Raw genomic sequence first — 18,024 nt, 5'->3', positions numbered from 1 at the left:
CGTTCGGTTCGAGCAGCTTCGAGCCTGTCGAGAAGCGTCCGTCGAGAACGCCCGCCCAGCGGAACCCCGTTCTCGATACGCGCTCTCGACTTCGCTCGATCGCTACTCGAACCAAGCGGGTGGGGTTAAGGGCGGTGAAACTCACCCCTCGTCCCGCACGACCCGCGCGACCTCCTCGACCGTCGTCACCCCGGCACGGACCTTGGCCACCCCATCGTCCAGCAGCGCCGGGTTATCGACCCGCGCCGCGCGCTCCAGCTCGGCTTCGGCAGCACCATTATGGATCATCGCCTGCAACCGGTCATCGACCGCCACGACCTCGTACAGGCCCGCGCGCCCGCGATAACCCTCGTGATGGCACGCCTCGCACCCGCCCTTGCGCCACAATTTCTTGCCCGGCTTGATCGCCCCGCCCAGCAGCACGCTGTCCGCCTCGGTCGCGCGGTCCTGCCAGCGGCACTCCACACACAGCCGCCGCACCAGCCGCTGCGCGACCAGCCCGACCAGCATGGGTGCCAGCAGATACCGCTCGACCCCCATGTCGATCAGCCGGGTGACCGATCCGATCGCGGTATTGGTATGCAGCGTCGACAGCACGAAATGGCCGGTCATCGACGATCGCACCGCCGTCTGCGCCGTTTCCTGATCGCGGATTTCGCCGACCATGATGACGTCGGGGTCCTGCCGCAGGATCGCGCGCAGACCCCGTGCAAAGGTCATGTCGGTACGCGGGTTGACCTGCGTCTGCGCGATGCCGGCCAGTTCATATTCGATCGGGTCCTCGACCGTCATCACGTTGCGGCGGCGGTCGTTCAGCCGGGTCAGTGCGGTATAGAGCGTCGTCGTCTTGCCCGATCCGGTCGGCCCGGTGACCAGCAACAGCCCGTGCGGCCGCTCCAGCAACCGCCCGAACACCGCCTCGTCCCGCTCCGACATGCCCAGGCCGGCAAGGTCGAGCATCATGCCCCCGCGCTCCAGCAGGCGCAGCACCACCCGTTCGCCATGCTGGGTCGGCATGGTCGACACGCGCGCATCGACGTCGTGCCCGCCGATGCGCAGCGTCACGCGGCCGTCCTGCGGCGTGCGGCGCTCGGCAATGTCGAGCTTCGCCATGACCTTGATCCGGCTGACCAGCAGCGGGGCGAGCGCGCGCGGCGGCTCGACGATGTCGCGCAGCACGCCGTCGATACGGAAGCGGACGACGAGGCGCTTTTCCTGCGTCTCGACATGGACGTCGGACGCGCCCTCCTTGATCGCCTCCAGCAACAGCGCGTTGATGAGGCGGATCACCGGCGAATCGTCGCGCGCGTCGAGCAGGTCGTCGACCGCCGCCGCGCTGTCGGCCAGCGCCGCCAGATCGGTTTCGGCCAGTTCGATGTCGGCGGCAGTCGACGCACTGCCGCCATAGCTCGCCTGCAACGCCGCATCGAATGCCCCATCATCCAGCGCGACGAAGGGCACGCCGGGCGCCACCCGCTGCACCTCCAGCATCGCGTCCAGCGTCGCGTCCGCCCGGTGGACGCATTCCATGCCGCCCTTGCCGAGGCGAATCAGCACGCCGCCCTTGCGTGCATAGCCATAGGGCAGGCGCACCGGTTCGGCGTGGAGCAGCGTGTCGGTCATGGCTGGAACTCCACGGTCGCATTGACCCGGCCTGACGTGGCGCCACGCTGCATCGCCACGCGCCGCACGCCGATGGTGCTGGTCGACGCGACCGAGCTGAGCCACGTCACCACCGCCGGATAGGGTGCGTCGGTCAACGTTGCGGTGATCGCGCCGTTCGCCTCCGCCACCACCGGCTGCAACCCGGCGGTCGCGGCGGTCGAGGTAATGACCGACTGCGGCGGCCCGCTGGCGATCGTCTGCGGCGCGCTTTCCAATCGGCCGGCGGCTCGCACCCGCGCCATCAGCGTTTCGGCCTGACGAATGTCGGCGCGGGCCTGCGCGCGCGCCGCCTGCACCGGCTTCACCACCCCGTACACCAGCACCACCCCGGCCAGCAGCGCCGCCAGCGTACCGACCAGCACCCGCTCGCGCGTGGTCAGCCCCTGCCACCAGCTGTCGAAGCGGCCCAGCGCCGCCTCGATCCGGGCATTGCGTTTCAGCAGGACGATCATGCCCCGCGCGCCACGATGCGCAAAGTCCCGCCCGGCGCCGCCACGACGTGTGCCGCGACCCCCGCCGCCGCCAATGCCGCACGCACCCGGTCGGCCATGCCGGTTTCGGGCGACTCACATTCGATCGTCAGGACATTTCCTTCGAAGGTCATTGTCCGCACCACCAGCACCGGTCCGATCGGATTGAGCGCCCCGCCGACCCGCGAGAGCAGCGGCACGAAGCGGTTGCTCCCGGTCGGGCGCGGCAGCAGGTCGGCGACGCGTACCATGAAATCGTCGCCCCCGGTCGGCACCGACGGCGCGGTCGTCGCGACCAGTTGTTGCAGCGCGTCCTGTCGCCGATCGGCAATGCGTTGCAGCATCAGCGTATCGGCCACCGCGATCGCGCCATGCGCCAGCGCGGCGATGCCCAGGATCATCGCGACCTTGCGCGTGGTGCTGGGCCATGCCGTCCGCCGCCGGGCATAGGCCCCCTGTCGCAGGTCGATCGGCGCCGCCGCCACCCGATCCGCCAGCGATGCCAACGGAAAGGCCACGCCATCGCCCGCCATCGCCTCCGGCAACGGATCGCCCGACGCCGCGACCTTCGGCCGCCCCGCCGCCCCCCACGCCGCGACCAGCATGGGCGACGGCAGCGCGAATCCGGTGCCGTCGGCGGCGCGGACCAGCGCGCGGGCGCCGGTCACCTCGACGCTCCACCCCTCCACCGGGACCGGCAGCACCAGCGCATCGGGCACGAATGCCGCCCCGGCGATGCCCGCCGCCTCGGCGATCGCGATCCACTCCGCCATCACGCCGTGCCGCACGACCGCTACCAGATAGCGCCGATCGCCCACCGCATCGCCCAGCGCCAGATGCACCGCATCCAGCGGATCAGCGATCCGGTCCTCGATCGCGAAGGGCAATGCCGCCAGCCGCTTCCCCCGGCTGGGCAACGGCAGGTCGACGCTCAAGAGAAGGACCGATTCGGACGGCACGAGCAAGGTTGTTGCCGCGACCGCCCCATCGACTAAGATGGCTTCGCCGCCCGCGACAGCCCACACGCCGGTGGCCGGACCGGCGGGCGCGGGTTCGATTGTCACAATGGCTTCATCGTGTGGACGCATTGGGGCGTGGATGCGCATCTTATTCCGAAAGTTTCGTGACACCTTGGCCGCGAACCCCGCCGCCCGCAAGGTTTCTGTCCCAACCCATGAAGCGGGCCTGACGTTGGTCGAAATGATCGTCGTGCTGGCGATCATCGCGCTGGTCGCCGCGCTGATCGTGCCCAACGTCATCAACCGCCCCGATCAGGCGCGGGTGACGACCGCCGGCACCGACATCAAGTCGATCTCCGGCGCGCTGAAAATGTACCGGCTGGACAATGGCGATTACCCGACGACGACACAGGGGCTAAAGGCGCTGGTCGAAAAACCGACCCAGCCGCCGGTCCCCGGCGCCTATCCGCCCGACGGTTACCTGTCGCAAATGCCGCAGGACCCGTGGGGCAATCCGTACGTGTATGAATCGACCGGCGGCCGCTTCACGATTCGGTCGCTCGGCAAGGACGGTAAGCCCGGCGGCGAAGGTCTCGACGCCGACATCGACGGATCGGCGCGCTGATCCACGCCGCCGCCCATCGTCATGGCCAATCCGGCATGACCCTGATCGAGATGCTGATCGTCCTCGCCATCATCGGCGTGGCGGCGGGCGCGGTCAGCCTGGGCATCGGCGCCGCCACCCGCGCGCCCAATGTCGAGACGGAGGCTCGTCGCCTTGCCGTCCGGCTGCAGGCGGCGGCAGACGATGCGATGCTCGGCGACCGGCTGATCGCGCTGACCACCGACACGCACGGCTATGGTTTTGCGCGGGTGGGGCCGAAGGGGCTGACCCCGATCACCGACGATGCGCTGGCGTTCCACACCCTGCCCGGCGGCATGGTCATGGCGCTCGACACCGCGCCGCCGGTGATCCTGGGGGTCGATGGCACCGGACAACCGCTGGGTGCGACGGTCACCGGCGGCGATCAGACGTGGCGCGTGCAATATGACGGCGTGACGGCGCGTGCGACAAAGGTGACGCAATGATCCTCCCCGGCACGGGGAGGGGGACCATGCGCAGCATGGTGGAGGGGGGCGTCCGCGCACGCAACTGTTGCGTCTGCGGCCCTCCCCCTCCACCATCCGCTGCGCGGACGGTCCCCCCCCCCGCGGGCGGGGAGGATACAGATGCCGGCTTTTCTTTGATCGAGGCGATGGTGGCGCTGGCGGTATTGGCGATCGCCACGGTAGGGCTGATCGGCGCGGTCGAACAGCACATCGATTCGACCCGTGGCGTCGAACGACGCGCGATCGCGATGTGGGTCGCCGAAAACCGGCTGGCCGATCTGGAAGTGGGGACGCCGGAGGCGAATGGGGAAACGGTGGACATGCTGGGGCGGAACTGGAGCGTGGCGGTGAACCGGACCGCGACCAGCGACCCCGCGCTCGACCGGGTGACCATCACCGTCGCCCCCGCCGGGGAAAGCGCGCCCCTCGCCCGGCTCGACGGATTCCTGCGCAAGGACGCGGCATGATCGTCGTCGAACGGCTCCGTTTCCGCGAACGCTGGGTCGACTGGCTCGCCGCCGCCGCGATCGTCTCGGTCGCCTTTGCCCTTGCCGGCCTAGTCTGGCGGATTGCGGGTCATGCCGATACCGGGGCGATCACCGTGCCCGGCGACGCCCGCGCCCGCGCGGTCACGATCGACAGCGGCCCCGCCATCGCCTGGAGCCCGTTCGGCAGCCCGACCGCCGCCGACGCGACCAGCCCCACCGGTATCCAGGCGATCCTTAAAGGGGTCGTCTTTGCCCGCCCCGCCGAACTGTCGATCTCGTTCGTGTCGATCGGCAACGAACCGGCCAAGCCCTACAAGGTCGGCGACGCGCTGGCCGGCGCGCAGGTCACGGAGATTCGCCGCGACCGCATCATCCTGAACAATGGCGGTCGGCTGGAATATCTCGCCTTTCCCGATCCGTTCGGACAAGCGACGCCGACGCCGGGCACGCCCGCCCCCGCCGCCCCCGGACAGCCGATGGCCCAGCCCGCCCCCGCCGCCGCCGCCCCGCCGCCCAGCGCCCAGGCAGTTCTCTCCCGCCTCAATGCCACGCCGGTCGCCGGCGGCTATGCGATCGGCGCCAACGCCCCGCCGGGAATGCGGCAGGGCGACGTCGTGCAATCGGTCAACGGCGCCGCCATGACCGATCCCTCTGCGGTCAACTCGGCCATCGCCAGCGCCGCCGCATCGGGGCAGGCACAGGTTACCATCCTTCGCGACGGCAAGCCGATCACCGTCTCCATTCCCATCCGTTAGGGCCTATCCCCGTGCGCCATCCGATCCGTACCGCGTTCCTGACCCTCGCGCTCGCCGCGACCAGCCTGTCGCCACTGGCCGCGCAGACCCAGGCCGCCGACATCGTCGTCAACATGCGCGGCGTGGAGATCGCCGACGTGGCCGACCAGATCAGCCGCATCACCGGCCGCACGCTGATCCTGGACCCGACGGTGAAGGGACAGGTGACCGTCACCTCCGCCGAACCGCTGTCGCCCGGCGGGGTGTGGGAACTGTTCCAGTCGGTGCTGCGCGCCAACGGCTTCGCCGCCGTCCGCTCCGGTTCGGCATGGCGCATCATCCCGCAGGCGAATGCGGTCCGCGACGGCGGCGTGCGTCAGCGGGGCGTCGGCGGACAGGAACTGACGACGCGCATGGTCCGCCTGTCCAACGTGCCTTCCGCCGATGCCGCGCGGATCGTCCGCCCGCTGGTCGCCAGCTTCGGCAGCGTCGAACCGCTGACCCAGCCCAACGCGATCGTCGTCACCGACTATGCCGACAATGTCCGCCGGATCGAGGCGCTGGCCCGATCCCTCGACGGCGGCGGCGGATCGACCTTCGCGACGATCACGCTCACCAACGGCAACGCCGCCGATATTGCGACCGCGATGCAGGCGGTGCTGGGCGAAGGCGGCGCGCGCGTCGCCGGTGATCCACGCAGCAACACCATCCTTGTCCGCGGCACCCCCGCCGGCGTGGCAGAGGCCCGCCGCATCGCCCAGTCGCTCGACGCGCGCGGCGGCAGTGCGCAGATGTCGACCCGCGTCTTCCGCCTGAACTATGCCGATGCCGAAAGCGTGACCGAGGTGCTGCGCGGCATCCTCGGCCAGCAGCAGTCGGCGACCAATCCGGTCGCGCGCAGCCTCTCTACCGTCAGCCAGCGCAACAATGCCGGCAATGCGCTGTCCGGCCTGATCGCCAATGGCGGTGCGAACGCGGGCGCGCTGGCCGGGGCCGCAGGGGGCCTTGGCGGCGCGACCGGCACCGGCGGCAGCATCAGCACCGTGGGTCAGAACCAGCCGACCACTCCGGCACAGGGCTTCACCACCCCCGACATCACCGTCCAGCCCGCGCCCGACATCAACGCCGTCGTCGTGCGCGGCACGCCGACCGCCATCGCCCAGATCGAACGCTTGATCCCCGACCTCGACGTCCGCCGCCCGCAGGTGCTGATCGAGGCGGCGATCGCGGAGATCACCGGCGACGATGCCGAACGGCTGGCGGTACAGATCGGCACGGCCGGCGCGGCGCTGACGCAGGTCCGGGGCGCGGGCACGTCGTTTGACAATGGCGGAGCCTCGCTCGGCCGTATCCTCGGCGTGCTGGGCGTCCCCGCTGCGAGCCTGCTGGGCGGCGGCCTGTCGGCCAATATCGGCATCGGCAACGACTTCTCGATCCTCGTACAGGCGCTCAGCACCTCGCAAAAGGCGAACCTGCTCTCGACGCCGCAGATCACCGTCCTCGACAACAAGCTGGGTGAGTTCGTCGTGGCACAGGAGGTGCCGTTCCGCACCGGATCGATCCTGACCGGCAACGGCAACGCCAATCCCTACACCACGATCGAGCGCAAGGACGTCGGCATCACGCTGCGGGTCCTGCCGCGCATCAACGCTGGCGACACCATCCGGCTGGAGGTCAGCCAGGAAGCATCCTCGATCGCCCAGACCCAGGTCAGCGGCGCGGCGGACATCGTGACCAACAAGCGCTCGGCCAACACCACCGTCCTTGCCGACAACGGCCAGACGATCGTGCTGGGCGGCCTGACCAGCGACGATTACCAGCGGTTGCGCAGCCAGGTGCCGATCCTCGGCAGCCTTCCCATCGTCGGCGAGCTGTTCAAGGGCCGCAACGAAAGCCGCCAGAAGCGCACACTGTTCGTCTTCCTGAAACCCACCATCCTCCGCGACGGTGCCGATGCGGCAGCGGCCGCCCGCAACCGCTACGACCGGTTGCGGCAGGAGGAAGTGTTGCAGGGCGACAAGCGCAGCCTGCTGCTCAATCCCCCCGCCCCGCGCCTGACGATGGAAATCGACGGAATTTATTGAGGGGCGGTACGGCCGCCCGTTACCGTAGCTTACCCAGAGTAGCGCTGTGTCGCGCCAATACTACCTACCCCCGCGCAGGCGGGGGTCCAGGGTAACGAACGGCGGCGTTTCTGGCTCTGGCCCCCCGCCTGCGCAAGGGTACGGCAACCCCATGGTGGCGCAGGCGCGACACCTCCCGAACCGACCAAAGTCACCCCGCCACCCCCAATCGCTTGCCCAGCCACCGGTCGATCAGGTCGATCGTATCGGGATCGGAAATCGGCCAGCCGCGATATTCCGCCTTGCCGCCCTCGGTCGTCACCAGTGGCTTGAAGCCATGTTCGACCTTCGGCATCCGCGCCACCGTCGCATCGGGATTGCCCGCCAGCGCACCCAATGCGGAGGGGATGGCAAGTCGGTTGCTCACCACCGTATCGCCCGCGGCATAGAGCGCCAGTACCGGCGCCTTCACCTGCCGCAGCTCCGCCCCCGGCCCGACGGTGTAGAGCGAGGACGTCGCCGGATCGCTCAGCGTCTTCACCGCCCCTTCCGCCTGCACAGCGGTCCAGCCCGCCGTGACGAACGCATCGACCACGCCTGCCCGGCCCGCCGCAATCAGCCCCGGCGCCGCCCCGCCGGTCAGGTCGTCTAGGTAGCGCCGCGTCGCCTCGATCACACCCGCCAATGGCTCGGGCTTCATCCCCGACGTCGCCAGCTGCTCGTGCATCGAATCGAGGAACAGCTTGCCCCGCTCGCCCGCCGGGGCCGACAGCATCACCACCGCCGCGATCGGCGGTGCGGCGACGCGCGGCGTGGCGACCGCCAGCGCCGGGCCGATCACCCCGCTCTGGCTCATCCCCAGCACCGCGATGCGTGACGGATCGATCACGTCGCCCCGTGTGCGCAGCCATCCCAGCACCGCCGCCGCGTCACGCTCAGCCACGTCGATCGCGTCGAAGAAGGTGCCGGTCGACGCGCCCACCCCGCGCTTGTCGAAGCTCAGCGTCGCGATCCCCCGCGCCAGCAACTTCTGTTCGAGCAGCGGATAGATGCCGTGCGGCGACTCGCCCGCGCCGCCCAGCAGCAGCACGACCGGCGGTCGCTTCACCCCAGGCGGCAATTGCAATTCCCCCGCCAGCGTAACGCCCGGATCGGACGTGATCCGGACCGCTTCCTTGTTCGGCGGCGTCTGGGCGAACAGCGGAGCGACCGGCACTCCGATCAACAGGGCAAGCGGCAGCAGGCGTCGTGCGGCGATCATCGTCGGTCACTCCGTTGGACAGGTTGGGCAAGGGAAAGGGTCGACCGCGCGGGCCGGTCAGGTCAGGCGCTGGACCAGACGGGCAGGTCGTCGTGCCAGCGCACCGCCAGCCACACCAGCACCAGCTCTCCGCAGACGATGGTCAGCTGCGGCAGGGCGCACGGGCTATACAGGAACAGGACCCCCGAAAAGGCGAAGGTCGTCGCCAGCATCGCCGCCCCGATCCGCGCGTAGCGGGTCACCCGCTCCCAGTCGCGCTCCAGCAATGCCCAGGCGATGGCGACATGCCCGATACCGGTCACGCCGGTCAGCAGCACGAGCAGCGGCACGCCGTTGCGGTTGCCGACATTGACCGCGCCCTGCGGCCAACCGCTGCCCAACACGCCCACGCCGACCTCCTCGAACGCCAGATAGGGAAAGCCCAGCGCCGCGCTGACCAGCAACAGCCCCGCCATCGGCACCAGCACGCCGACCGCCAGCACATGCGCCGCCACCGCGAACCGCCCCTCGGCCTCGCCCAGCATCGTGCGCGCGGCGCTCGACAGGCAACCGGCGGCAAAGCCCAGCGCCTCGCCCGCATCCGCCGCTTCGAAATATTCCGCGCGCATCGCCTGCGCCCAGTCGCGTCGCGCCTCGCCCAGCCAGCAAGTCGCCAGCGCCATCAGCAGCCGGGCGAGCGCGTCGCTCATGCCGGCACCGCCCTCGACGAACCGCCGTCGGGCGTGCCGTCCGCGATCGACCACGCCAGCGCCAGCCCCGCGCCGGTCAGGCGATAGGCATGGCGCGGCGGGCGTCCGGGCTGGGTCGGTTCCTGCCACTGCGCCTCGACCAGCCCCTGATCCCCCATTCGCATCAGCAGCGGATAGAGCGTGCCCGACAACAGTCCGGCCTGCTTCATCAGGTCATAGCCGTGCCGCCATTCCTGCGGCCGGTCGGACAAGAGCCGCAACAGCGCGATCATCTGTTTCGAAGGGCGTCGTTCGCGAACCATGGCACAGATCAAACATATGTAGATTTAAGAGTCAACGCCCGGTGCTTTCCTACTTGCCACGCCACTGTCAGGGTGGCTGACCGATCCAGCCACCCCCCTTCGCGACGCGACAGCCATCGCTCTGGTGCAATTGCGCCGCGAGTGTGAACTTCGTGAACTTTGGACGCAAAACGGGCGGCGGTCCTTCGACCACCGCCCGCCCTGTGCCCGGCGGAACGCCGCGCTTACAGCGCGACCACCCCGCCGTCGTTCTTGGTGATGACGATCGTCGCCGACCGGGGGCGGGTGCCCGCCGTGCCCGCCGCGCTCGCCGAAATCACGCTGCTGCCGCTGGTCGGCAGTGCCGGCCAGTTGCTGCTGATCGCGGCGACGTTGCCGCCTTCGCCGGGATGCTGGATGTTCACGAACAGCGACCGGCCGTCCGGCGTCGATTCGATGCCGGTGATCTCGCACTGGACCGGCCCGACCAGGAAGCGGCGCAGCGCGGTGCCCGGTGCCTTGCCGATGCGGGTGGTCGCGGTGCTGGTCGCCGACACGCCGGTGTTGGTGATCGTCTTCGTCCCCCCATCACCGACCGATCCCGGCATCGCAGCCAGCATCATGCAGTTGGTGACGTCGGTGTATGCGCCGTCATCGGTCTGGATCCACAGCACCGGCGTCACCTGCCCCGATGCGTTCGACGGCCGGCCGAACCACAGCCCGTCGGGGCTGGAGAAGTCGTTGGTCGCATCCAGCGCCGACAGGTTGATGTTGGTCGGATCGAGGTCCGATCCGGCGCCGAACGCATAGACGTCCCATGCAAAGCGCGTCGCCTCGGTCGTGTCGCCGGCTTCGCGCAGGCGGATGATGTGGCCGTTGGCATTGCCGGTCGACCGCGAGCTGCTGTTGACCTTCGGATCGATGTACGACCGCGGGTTGGCGGCATCGACATTGGCCGGCGCGCGCGACGAATTGTTGGTCAGCGTGCAGTACATCTCGCCGGTCGCCGGATTGACCGCGGTCCATTCCGGCCGGTCCATCCGCGTCGCGCCGACCGCATCGCCCGCCAGCCGGCAATGCGTCAGCACATCGGCCTGATCGGCGAAGGGATACAGGCTGTTGGCGGCGGTCAGGCCGTTCTGGCCGAACACCAAGGCGATCCATTCGCCCGACCCGTCGGCATTGAACTTCGCGACGTACAGCGTGCCGCTGTCGAGATACTTGTCGCCGATCGCCAGCCGGTTGCTGGCTGTCGCATCGGCGTCCGACCACGCCGTGTTCGACACGAACTTGTAGATATATTCGTTCTGCGCGTCGTCACCCATGTAGAAGGCGGGCTTGACCCCGGCGAAGACGCGGCCGGGGCAGCAGCCTTCATGGTTCATCCGGCCGAGCGCGGTGCGCTTGCGCGGGGTGGAGGTCGGGTCATAGGGGTCGATTTCGACGCACCAGCCATATTGGTTCGGCTCGTTGCGGAAATCGCCGGTACCGTTCAGCGGCTTGGTCGGGTCGATCGTCGCGTTGAACTTGCCGATCAGCGTCTGCCCGGTGGTCGCCTCCGCTGCCGTGGTCCAGCCGTAATTGCCGCTGCGCTGCGACAGGCCATAGCGGGTGAACGCCTGCGTCGACTTGGCACCGACCAGCGCGGTGCGGGTCGTGTTGTCGCCGCTGTCGCGCCGGAAATAGCCTGCCCAGTTTTCCTCGCACGTCATGTAATTGCCCCACGGCAGGTGGCCGTTGGCGCAGTTGTTGATCGTGCCGCGCCCGGTCGTGCCATCGGGCGAATAGGCGGTGAACAGCAGCGGGCTGCCCTTTACCGGGCCGCTGAACGCGGTCGGGGTATAGGGGGTGATGCGGCGGTTCAGCGCCGATCCCTGGACATATTTCCATTCGCCGGTCGATGCGCGGGTCACCTCGACCACCGACACGCCGTGGCATTCCATCTCCTTGACGACTTCCGACGTCGGCCGCGCGCCGTTCACCACCGTCTGCCCGTTCACGTGCAGATACTGCTCCGAGATATTCTCGTGGTTCATCACCAGCAGGCCGCGCGTCGAATTGGTCGCGTCGGGCGTGTTGGCGCTGGCGGCGAGACCGAAATAGCTCATGCCGTCATGGTGATCGCCCGCGCGCGCCGAATAGCCGGTGTCGGTGCCGTTATTGGCAAACGCCGACGTCGCGGCGTTCAAGGGATCGCCCAGGCGATACAGCACGCTGGCGGTATAGCCCGACGGCACGCTCACGATGTCGGCCAGGCTCTTGGCGACGGCGGTGAAGCCCAATGTCGGCGGCGACACGGCGACGGTGATGTCGCTGCTGCTCGCGGCACCCTTCGCATCGGTCGCGGTATAGCGGAAGACGAGGTTGGTCGCGGCCGACACCGCCGGCGCGATGAACGTCGCGGTGCCCGGCGTCGTGCTGCTGATCGCGACGGTCGGACCCGACACCTGGGTAAAGACCTGGCTAACGATCGCATTGTCGTCGGTCGCGGTGCCGGTCAGCGTGACGACACGCCCCGCGCTGGTCGCACCGCTCGACGTGGCCCCGACGACCGGCGCGGTATTGTCGATGCCCTGCGCCTTGTCGTCGCACGCCGCGAGCAGCGCGCCGCCGAACACCGCGACCGCCGCGGTCGACGCACCGCCGCGCAGCGCCTGGCGCCGCGAATAACGCTGGTCGACCAGATCCTGCAGGCTCGGCCCGGTGCTGGGGTTGGTTTCGATGTCGCCATCGTCATAGCCGATGGTCAGGTCGGTGTTCGTCATTGGTTTTCCCCGCATATCTGGACACCGGCCATGCCGGCACCCTCCCTGCCCCCTCGTTGGCGCATCGCTGCGACAGCGCGGTTGCGGATCGATGAAGCCTGCGTGGCGAAACGACGACAGTTCGATGACTGGCTTGTGCCCCCGCCGATGCCGGGCGTAGGGAACGGGCATGGCCGCCGACCCCCGCCCCGCCAATGACAGCGCGCCGATCCGGCCCAGCCTGTTCGACCGGGCGGTCGGCGCGGCCCGGCGGGAGCGCGCGCCTACCCCGCCCCCCGCGCCCACTCCGCCCCGCGCGTCTCTCGACCGGGCATCGCTGCTGCTGGCCGCCGCGATCCTCGCCACGCCGCTGCTCACCTGGGGCGGTGCCGCCGCCCTGACCGCCCGCGCACAGGACGAAGGCCGCGCCATCGCTCGCCGCGCCGCGCCGCAGATCGCGGAACAGGCGGCGGCACAGCGCGCGCGCGTCCTGCTGCAACAGACATGGCGCCTGCCGACGCTGGGCAGCACGCTCGAGGCAACCGCCCGCGATCTGCCAAAGGATGCCGCGCTGTTGCGGGTCGAGCGCGACGGCGCGGGCCATATGTCGATGGAGGTCGTCGCCCCCGATCCCGACCGGGTGGTCGCGGCGCTGCCCGGCCTGCGCGCGACGGCGCAGGCGCGTACCGATGGCGACGGGCGGATGCGCGTCACGCTGGAGCAGCGGCGGTGATCCCGCGCCTGCCGCTGATCGCGTGCGGCATTGCCGCGCTGCTGGTGATCCCCGCCTGTGACGCGCTCGGCGACCTTGCCGCCGCCCGCGCCGCACGCGATGCCGCCGGGGTCGAGGCAAGCGCAACCGTCCCGCCGCTCGCCACCGCCGACGCGGCCTTTCCGTCTGACAATGCCGCCGATGCCCGTGCGCGCCTGACCGCGCGGGTGCGCGCCGACGCCGCGCGCGGCGGGGTGCTGATCGAAACCCTCGTCCCCGATCCCGCCGCCCCGGCACCGCTCGCCGTCCTGACGCTGCGCGCGTCGGGCACCGAAAAGGCCGTTATCGCCTTTGCCGATACGCTGGAGCGTGCGCGTCCCGCCATCCGGGCGCAGGCATGGCGGCTGACCGCCGCGCCCGGCGGCGTACGGCTCGACGCGACGCTGGTGGCACCGTGGCGGGGCTGAGCCTGCGTCAACACGCGCTGCTGGCGGGCGCGGTGCTGATCGCGCTGGCGGTGCCGCCATGGCTGTTGCGCGAAACGGCACCAGCGACGGTCACGTCCGTCGCCACGCCCCCGCTCGCCGCGCCGGCCACACCGCCCCCCTTGCGCGCCGCCTTCGCCCGCACGCTCTTTGCCCCGCCTGCCGCCGACGCGCTGCCCGCCGATGCGCCACAGCTGCTGGGCGTCGTCGGCCGGCTCGGCCGGGACGCGGTGGCGCTGGTGCGCGGCAGCGAAGGTACCCGCACCCTGTCGCCCGGCGACAGCATCGATGGCTGGCAATTGCGCAGCCTCGCCATCGACGCCGCCTATTTCACCCGTGGCGGACAGAGCGCGCGCGTGCCGATGCCCGGCAGCGACGATCAGCGATAGGCGATCTTCACCCGCACGTCGTTGCCCATCGTCCGGTCGTTCAGCGGCGCCAGATAGGCATCGCCCCGCTTGGACAGCTCCAGCGCCTGTGTGCCGCTCGACGTCACTGCCGTCGCGCTGGCCAGCGCCTGTTCGGCGCGATGGAACATATGCACCCGCTTGCTCTCGCACCCGCCGATCGCATCGAGCAGCCCCATCAACGGCATCGCCAGCAACGACGCCTGCGCCTTGGCCATCGACAGCATCACCCGGCATTGCAGCCGCAGGTCGCCCAGCCGCCGATCGGTCGGCGAAGTTCCCGCCGACAGTACGACCGGCCGCAGCGACATACCCTGCGATTGCGCAGGCGCGGTCAGGAACCATCGCCCTTTCGGCAGGTCGCCGAACGCGATCCGGCCATCGCCGTCGATCGCCACCGGCACCGTCTGCCCGGCCTCGTTGCGCAGCGTGATCGGCACCGTCGCCGCCGGAATCCGGCTGCGCCCACGCCACAGTTCGAACCGCAACGCACCGCCGGGCGCCAGCGCGCCGCGATCCTCGGCAAACCGGCGCTGCCCGGCGCGCAGCACCTTTGCATCCAGGTTCAACGGCTTGCCGGCAGTTACCACGATGTCCGGGCCGTCCGGCTCGACATCCTGCGCCATCGCCGGAGCCGCCGTCAACAACGCCACGCCCGCCACCAACTTCCGCATCGTCGAACTCCCGATCGTTTCGGTTACGACATCAGCTGCGGATTGCGGCGGAACGATGGTCACATCGCGACGATCCGCGTCGCTAGCCGCTCCGCCTCCGCCGCGTCGTGCGTCACGTACAGGATCGGCAGGCGCAGCGCGTCGCGCAGCCGCTCGATCGTCGCCATCACCTCTTCGCGCCGCGCGCGGTCGAGCGACGACAGCGGTTCGTCCATCAACAGGAACCGCGCGCCCGACAGCAGCGCCCGCCCGATCGCCACCCGCTTCGCCTCCCCCCCCGACAAGGTGGCGGGCCAGCGGTGCAGCAGGTCCCTCAGCCCCAGCAACGCGACCATATCATCGAACCCGATCGGCGGCTCGCCCCGCCCCATGCCATAGCGCAGATTGGCCGCGACCCGGCGATGCGGGAACAACCGCGGCTCCTGAAACACATACCCGGCACGGCGATCGGGCACCGGCACGTCGATCCCCCCCGCCGCGTCGAACAGGGTGACGCCGCCGACCCGGACATGGCCGGCAGCAGGACGCAGCAGCCCGGCGACCATGTTCAGCACGCTCGACTTGCCCACCCCCGACGGGCCGAACAGCACCGTCAGCCCATTGTCGCGATCGTCGTCGGGCACCACCGCGCCGATCACCGCCGCGCCCAGCCGGACGGTCACGTCGATGTCAAAGGACATGGACCCTCCGCCCGCCCCGCCGCGCCAGCCCCTCGGACACGATCAGCGCGATCAACGACAGCGCGACCGACATGACCGCCAGCCGCACCACGCTCGCCTCACCGCCCGGCACCTGCAACGCGCTGTAGATGGCGAGCGGCAGCGTCGCCGTCTCCCCCGGTACGTTGGAAACGAAGGTGATCGTCGCGCCGAACTCACCCAGCGCCCGCGCGAACCCCAACACCATGCCCGCCAGTACGCCCGGCAGGCTGAGCGGCGCGGTCACGCTCCAGAACACCCTTGTCCGACTTGCCCCCAGCGTCCGCGCCGCGCTTTCCAGCCGCCGGTCGACGCCCTCGATCGACAGGCGGATGGCGCGCACCATCAGCGGCAATGCCATCACCGCCGCCGCGATCGCCGCGCCGCTCCATCGGAACAACACGCTGACCCCGAACCACGCCTCCAGCCACCGTCCGATCGGCCCGGTCGGCGCGAATGCCAGCAGCAGCAGCCACCCGGTCACCACCGGCGGCAATACCAGCGGCAGATGGACGATTCCGTCCAGCAACACCCGGCCCGGAAACCGCCCCCGCGCCAGCACCCACGCCAGCGCATAGGCGACCGGCAGCGCGGCCAGCATCGCCACGCCCCCGATCTTCAACGACAGCAGGACGATCGCCCATTCGGCGCTGTCGGGCATCAGCGAGGGCTGAATCCGTATCGCACGAAAATGGCCTTACCCGCCGGGCTGACCAGGAAGCGGCGGAACCGCTCACCCTCGACATTCTGCGACGCCTTCAGCCGGGCGATCGGATAGGTGATCGGCGGATGGCTGGCGGCGGGAAAGACGCCAACGACGCGCACCTTCGCCGACGCCTTCGCATCGGTGGCATAGACGATGCCGAGCGGCGCGGCACCACGCTCGACCAGCGCCAGCGCGGCGCGGACATTCTCCGCGCGTACGACCGACGGCGCCGCCGTGTCCCAGCCGCGCAACGCGGTCAGTGCCGCCTTGCCATAGCGTCCGGCCGGCACCGCATCCGGATCGGCCATCGCCAGCCGGCCACCGTTCAGCGCTGGCCGCAGGTCGACGCCCGGCCGCAACGCCACGCGCACCCGGCTATCGACCGGCGCGATCAGCACGAGCCGGTTGCCGAGCAGATTCACGCGGCTTCCGCGCGCCAGTAATCCGCGCTTGTCGAGATCGTCCATCCATTCGACATCGGCGGACACGAACAGGTCGGCGGGTGCCCCCGCCGCCGCCTGCCGCGCCAGCGCCGAACTGGCGGCGAACGACAGGGTCGGACGGGCATGGCCCTTCTTCGCCCACGCATCGGCGGCGGCGTTCATCGATTCCTGCAGGCTGGCGGCGGCAAGCACCACCGGCGGGCGCGACTGCGCGGTCGCAGGGGCGGCCAGCATAAGGCCAGCCAGCAGCAACAATATTCGCCGGATCATCCCGCCCCCTTGAACCCCTTTGCCCGCAACTGGGACCATGCCTTCGCGATCAACCGCGTCCGGTCATCTGCCCGATGGCGTTGCGGCCAAAATTCGCGATCATCTCGCTGACCTCGCGCGCCTGCGACATCGACCGCGCGCCCTGATCGCGCAGATAGTCCGACTGGATTCGCATCACCTCGTTCAGGTCATTGGCCTGCGCGGCCGCCCGCATCGCGCGGAACGCTTCCTGCGTATTCGCTTCCGCCTGCGACAGGATGGTCAGGCCCAGCTGCGACCCCTGCTCGGTCATCGCGCTGCCGGCAGCCCGCATCCGCTCGGTCGCGTCGGCAGCGGGATTCGAATCGGTATCGACCATGGGCAGCTCCTGTTACAGGCAAAATTATCCGTATCGCCCGACGCTCGGAACGCCGGAAAGTTCCCGCCAAATCGGCAATCGCTGGCCCGAACGTTCCCCCGATCGGCTCGACGAGCCCGATTCTGACAGTTTGCTGACTGGCCTGAAAAAATATTTTCGGCCCGTCGTGATACTATACCGTCACATCGCACCTGCGAACAGCCGGCCACAGGTTCGTGCCAATTCGGAACACACACCTCCCGTTGGGCGATTTTGCGGTGCAGCAATTTTGAGCCGGACCATACGCCAAGCTGCTAAATTGCAGCATTTTTCGCCCGATTTCCGCATTTCATAAATTTGCAATCGTCGTTTTTTTAGGACAGTTTGTCGCAAGAGAGAAAAAACGGAGAGGGTGAGCAGGATGCACAGCAAGTATTCGGGTCGTACGACGATCGTCACCCTCGCGGGCCTCGCCGCGCTGGGGTGGGCCGGTGTCGCACTGACCGTGCAGCTGGTAATGAACGTCCTCTGACACGCAGTCGCTGTCAGATACCGAAAGGGCCGACGCTGTAGCAGCGCCGGCCCTTTTTCATTGCGTAACGGCGCGGCTCGTGGCCGCACCCATTAATTGTCGTCGCCCATCCGCAGAGCGGCGATGAACGCTTCCTGCGGGATGCTGACCGACCCGTATTCACGCATCTTCGCCTTGCCCTTTTTCTGCTTGTCCAGCAGTTTGCGCTTGCGGCTGGCGTCGCCGCCATAGCATTTGGCGGTCACGTCCTTGCGCATCGCGCTGATCGTCTCGCGCGCGATCACCTTGCCGCCGAT

20 protein-coding genes and 1 pseudogene are annotated in these 18,024 nt (G+C 69.4%); 8 read left to right on the top strand and 13 right to left on the bottom strand.

Annotated features, from left to right (window positions below; genetic code table 11):
- Nucleotides 1-141: 141 nt before the first annotated feature.
- The 3 genes from QZ755_RS04210 to gspL are packed head-to-tail and all read right to left on the bottom strand — an operon-like array spanning nt 142 to nt 3,199.
- Nucleotides 142-1,623 carry a GspE/PulE family protein gene (locus QZ755_RS04210; RefSeq protein ID WP_294320064.1) on the bottom strand — a complete coding sequence of 494 codons (1,482 nt, stop codon included), beginning with the start codon at nt 1,621-1,623 and terminating at the stop codon, nt 142-144.
- Nucleotides 1,620-2,117, bottom strand: coding sequence for a type II secretion system protein GspM (gene gspM, locus QZ755_RS04205; RefSeq protein WP_294320061.1), 498 nt, complete (start codon nt 2,115-2,117; stop codon nt 1,620-1,622). The genes QZ755_RS04210 and gspM overlap by 4 nt, the downstream gene beginning before the upstream one ends.
- Nucleotides 2,114-3,199 (bottom strand): type II secretion system protein GspL, encoded by a 1,086-nt coding sequence (gspL, locus tag QZ755_RS04200; protein ID WP_294320059.1) that lies wholly within the window; start codon nt 3,197-3,199, stop codon nt 2,114-2,116. The genes gspM and gspL overlap by 4 nt, the downstream gene beginning before the upstream one ends.
- Before the next feature lie 67 nt (nt 3,200-3,266).
- Here gspL and gspG point away from each other — a divergent pair, with 67 nt between their 5' ends.
- The 5 genes from gspG to gspD are packed head-to-tail and all read left to right on the top strand — an operon-like array spanning nt 3,267 to nt 7,510.
- On the top strand, nt 3,267-3,719 hold the full coding sequence (gspG, locus tag QZ755_RS04195; protein ID WP_294320058.1) for a type II secretion system major pseudopilin GspG: 453 nt from the start codon (nt 3,267-3,269) through the stop codon (nt 3,717-3,719).
- Nucleotides 3,707-4,183, top strand: coding sequence for a prepilin-type N-terminal cleavage/methylation domain-containing protein (locus QZ755_RS04190; protein WP_366509159.1), 477 nt, complete (start codon nt 3,707-3,709; stop codon nt 4,181-4,183). Before gspG ends, QZ755_RS04190 begins: the two co-directional genes overlap by 13 nt.
- A complete protein-coding gene (gene gspI / locus QZ755_RS04185) occupies nt 4,180-4,671 on the top strand; it encodes a type II secretion system minor pseudopilin GspI (protein ID WP_366509158.1) in 492 nt (163 codons plus the stop codon). Before QZ755_RS04190 ends, gspI begins: the two co-directional genes overlap by 4 nt.
- Complete coding sequence (locus tag QZ755_RS04180) at nt 4,668-5,447, top strand: type II secretion system protein N (protein ID WP_294320057.1); 780 nt, start codon at nt 4,668-4,670, stop codon at nt 5,445-5,447. Before gspI ends, QZ755_RS04180 begins: the two co-directional genes overlap by 4 nt.
- A gap of 11 nt (nt 5,448-5,458) precedes the next feature.
- Complete coding sequence (gene gspD / locus QZ755_RS04175) at nt 5,459-7,510, top strand: type II secretion system secretin GspD (protein ID WP_294320055.1); 2,052 nt, start codon at nt 5,459-5,461, stop codon at nt 7,508-7,510.
- A gap of 190 nt (nt 7,511-7,700) precedes the next feature.
- Here the strand turns inward: gspD and QZ755_RS04170 are convergent, their stop codons facing one another.
- The 4 genes from QZ755_RS04170 to QZ755_RS04155 all read right to left on the bottom strand — a co-directional run bounded on the left by QZ755_RS04170 (nt 7,701) and on the right by QZ755_RS04155 (nt 12,485).
- Nucleotides 7,701-8,750, bottom strand: coding sequence for an alpha/beta hydrolase (locus QZ755_RS04170; protein WP_294320051.1), 1,050 nt, complete (start codon nt 8,748-8,750; stop codon nt 7,701-7,703).
- 62 nt (nt 8,751-8,812) lie between these two features.
- A complete protein-coding gene (locus QZ755_RS04165; RefSeq protein WP_294320050.1) occupies nt 8,813-9,439 on the bottom strand; it encodes a hypothetical protein in 627 nt (208 codons plus the stop codon).
- Nucleotides 9,436-9,741, bottom strand: coding sequence for a PadR family transcriptional regulator (locus QZ755_RS04160; protein WP_294320049.1), 306 nt, complete (start codon nt 9,739-9,741; stop codon nt 9,436-9,438). Before QZ755_RS04160 ends, QZ755_RS04165 begins: the two co-directional genes overlap by 4 nt.
- A gap of 224 nt (nt 9,742-9,965) precedes the next feature.
- Nucleotides 9,966-12,485 (bottom strand): alkaline phosphatase PhoX, encoded by a 2,520-nt coding sequence (locus QZ755_RS04155; RefSeq protein WP_294320047.1) that lies wholly within the window; start codon nt 12,483-12,485, stop codon nt 9,966-9,968.
- Nucleotides 12,486-12,654: 169 nt separating this feature from the next.
- Between QZ755_RS04155 and QZ755_RS04150 the strand changes: the two genes are divergently transcribed.
- From QZ755_RS04150 to QZ755_RS04140, 3 genes are read left to right on the top strand one after another with little or no spacing between them, the layout of a single operon-like run.
- Nucleotides 12,655-13,197 (top strand): hypothetical protein, encoded by a 543-nt coding sequence (locus QZ755_RS04150; RefSeq protein WP_294320045.1) that lies wholly within the window; start codon nt 12,655-12,657, stop codon nt 13,195-13,197.
- Nucleotides 13,194-13,643: a hypothetical protein gene (locus tag QZ755_RS04145; protein ID WP_294320043.1), complete on the top strand. Its 450-nt coding sequence runs from the start codon at nt 13,194-13,196 to the stop codon at nt 13,641-13,643. Before QZ755_RS04150 ends, QZ755_RS04145 begins: the two co-directional genes overlap by 4 nt.
- Nucleotides 13,631-14,050: a hypothetical protein gene (locus QZ755_RS04140; RefSeq protein WP_294320042.1), complete on the top strand. Its 420-nt coding sequence runs from the start codon at nt 13,631-13,633 to the stop codon at nt 14,048-14,050. The genes QZ755_RS04145 and QZ755_RS04140 overlap by 13 nt, the downstream gene beginning before the upstream one ends.
- Here the strand turns inward: QZ755_RS04140 and QZ755_RS04135 are convergent.
- From QZ755_RS04135 to QZ755_RS04110, 6 genes and pseudogenes are all read right to left on the bottom strand, one after another.
- Nucleotides 14,041-14,742 carry a hypothetical protein gene (locus QZ755_RS04135; RefSeq protein WP_294320040.1) on the bottom strand — a complete coding sequence of 234 codons (702 nt, stop codon included), beginning with the start codon at nt 14,740-14,742 and terminating at the stop codon, nt 14,041-14,043. The two genes, QZ755_RS04140 and QZ755_RS04135, sit on opposite strands and share 10 nt — an antisense overlap.
- 59 nt (nt 14,743-14,801) lie before the next feature.
- Entirely contained in the window at nt 14,802-15,422 is a 621-nt protein-coding gene (locus QZ755_RS04130; RefSeq protein ID WP_294320038.1) for an ATP-binding cassette domain-containing protein, read from the bottom strand.
- Nucleotides 15,412-16,101, bottom strand: coding sequence for a molybdate ABC transporter permease subunit (modB, locus tag QZ755_RS04125; RefSeq protein ID WP_294320036.1), 690 nt, complete (start codon nt 16,099-16,101; stop codon nt 15,412-15,414). Before modB ends, QZ755_RS04130 begins: the two co-directional genes overlap by 11 nt.
- Nucleotides 16,101-16,859 (bottom strand): molybdate ABC transporter substrate-binding protein, encoded by a 759-nt coding sequence (gene modA / locus QZ755_RS04120; RefSeq protein ID WP_294320035.1) that lies wholly within the window; start codon nt 16,857-16,859, stop codon nt 16,101-16,103. Before modA ends, modB begins: the two co-directional genes overlap by 1 nt.
- Nucleotides 16,860-16,908: 49 nt before the next feature.
- Nucleotides 16,909-17,217, bottom strand: a complete 309-nt coding sequence (locus QZ755_RS04115) for a phasin family protein (protein WP_294320033.1) — start codon at nt 17,215-17,217, stop codon at nt 16,909-16,911.
- Between the two features lie 603 nt (nt 17,218-17,820).
- Nucleotides 17,821-18,024 (bottom strand): annotated as a pseudogene (locus QZ755_RS04110) (elongation factor 4); the annotation flags it as partial.

This window comes from uncultured Sphingomonas sp., assembly GCF_913776855.1.
GTDB lineage: Bacteria > Pseudomonadota > Alphaproteobacteria > Sphingomonadales > Sphingomonadaceae > Sphingomonas.
This window is presented reverse-complemented; position numbering and strand designations above follow the sequence as displayed.